This is a genomic window from Weissella oryzae SG25, assembly GCF_000691805.2.
Lineage (GTDB): Bacteria > Bacillota > Bacilli > Lactobacillales > Lactobacillaceae > Weissella > Weissella oryzae.
Genome location: NZ_DF820520.1, coordinates 1 through 1,655 on the forward strand (window position 1 = coordinate 1; position 1,655 = coordinate 1,655).

Genomic DNA, 1,655 nt, shown 5'->3' on the forward strand with positions numbered 1-1,655 from the left:
AAAACATTTGCGAAGTCAATTCGCTAATAATAAATTCGTTTAACATTGGTTAAACACAACAAATATTTGAGTTATACTCAAACTTTTCAAAATGAGAGTTTGATCCTGGCTCAGGATGAACGCTGGCGGCGTGCCTAATACATGCAAGTCGAACGCTGATTATTGAAAGCTTGCTTTTAATATGATGAGTGGCGAACGGGTGAGTAACACGTGGGAAACCTACCTCTTAGCAGGGGATAACATTTGGAAACAGATGCTAATACCGTATAAAAGTTAAAACCGCATGGTTTTAATTTAAAAGATGGTTCTGCTATCACTAAGAGATGGTCCCGCGGTGCATTAGCTAGATGGTGAGGTAACGGCTCACCATGGCCATGATGCATAGCCGAGTTGAGAGACTGATCGGCCACAATGGGACTGAGACACGGCCCATACTCCTACGGGAGGCAGCAGTAGGGAATCTTCCACAATGGGCGCAAGCCTGATGGAGCAACGCCGCGTGTGTGATGAAGGGTTTCGGCTCGTAAAGCACTGTTGTAAGAGAAGAATGACGTTGAGAGTAACTGTTCAACGTGTGACGGTATCTTACCAGAAAGGGACGGCTAAATACGTGCCAGCAGCCGCGGTAATACGTATGTCCCAAGCGTTATCCGGATTTATTGGGCGTAAAGCGAGCGCAGACGGTTATTTAAGTCTGAAGTGAAAGCCCTCAGCTCAACTGAGGAATTGCTTTGGAAACTGGATGACTTGAGTGCAGTAGAGGAAAGTGGAACTCCATGTGTAGCGGTGGAATGCGTAGATATATGGAAGAACACCAGTGGCGAAGGCGGCTTTCTGGACTGTAACTGACGTTGAGGCTCGAAAGTGTGGGTAGCAAACAGGATTAGATACCCTGGTAGTCCACACCGTAAACGATGAGTGCTAGGTGTTTGGGGGTTTCCGCCCCTAAGTGCCGCAGCTAACGCATTAAGCACTCCGCCTGGGGAGTACGACCGCAAGGTTGAAACTCAAAGGAATTGACGGGGACCCGCACAAGCGGTGGAGCATGTGGTTTAATTCGAAGCAACGCGAAGAACCTTACCAGGTCTTGACATCCCTTGACAACTCTAGAGATAGAGTGTTCCCTTCGGGGACAAGGTGACAGGTGGTGCATGGTTGTCGTCAGCTCGTGTCGTGAGATGTTGGGTTAAGTCCCGCAACGAGCGCAACCCTTATTGTTAGTTGCCAGCATTTAGTTGGGCACTCTAGCAAGACTGCCGGTGACAAACCGGAGGAAGGCGGGGATGACGTCAAATCATCATGCCCCTTATGACCTGGGCTACACACGTGCTACAATGGCGTATACAACGAGTTGCCAACCCGCGAGGGTGAGCTAATCTCTTAAAGTACGTCTCAGTTCGGATTGTAGGCTGCAACTCGCCTACATGAAGTCGGAATCGCTAGTAATCGCGGATCAGCACGCCGCGGTGAATACGTTCCCGGGTCTTGTACACACCGCCCGTCACACCATGAGAGTTTGTAACACCCAAAGCCGGTGGGGTAACCTTTTAGGAGCCAGCCGTCTAAGGTGGGACAGATGATTAGGGTGAAGTCGTAACAAGGTAGCCGTAGGAGAACCTGCGGCTGGATCACCTCCTTTCTAAGGAAAATCGGAA

General features: G+C 49.4%; 1 rRNA gene. It reads left to right on the forward strand.

The window, feature by feature from the left end:
- Positions 1-87: 87 nt before the first annotated feature.
- A 16S ribosomal RNA gene (locus tag TT13_RS10780) occupies positions 88-1,639 on the forward strand.
- The last annotated feature ends 16 nt before the right edge of the window (positions 1,640-1,655 follow it).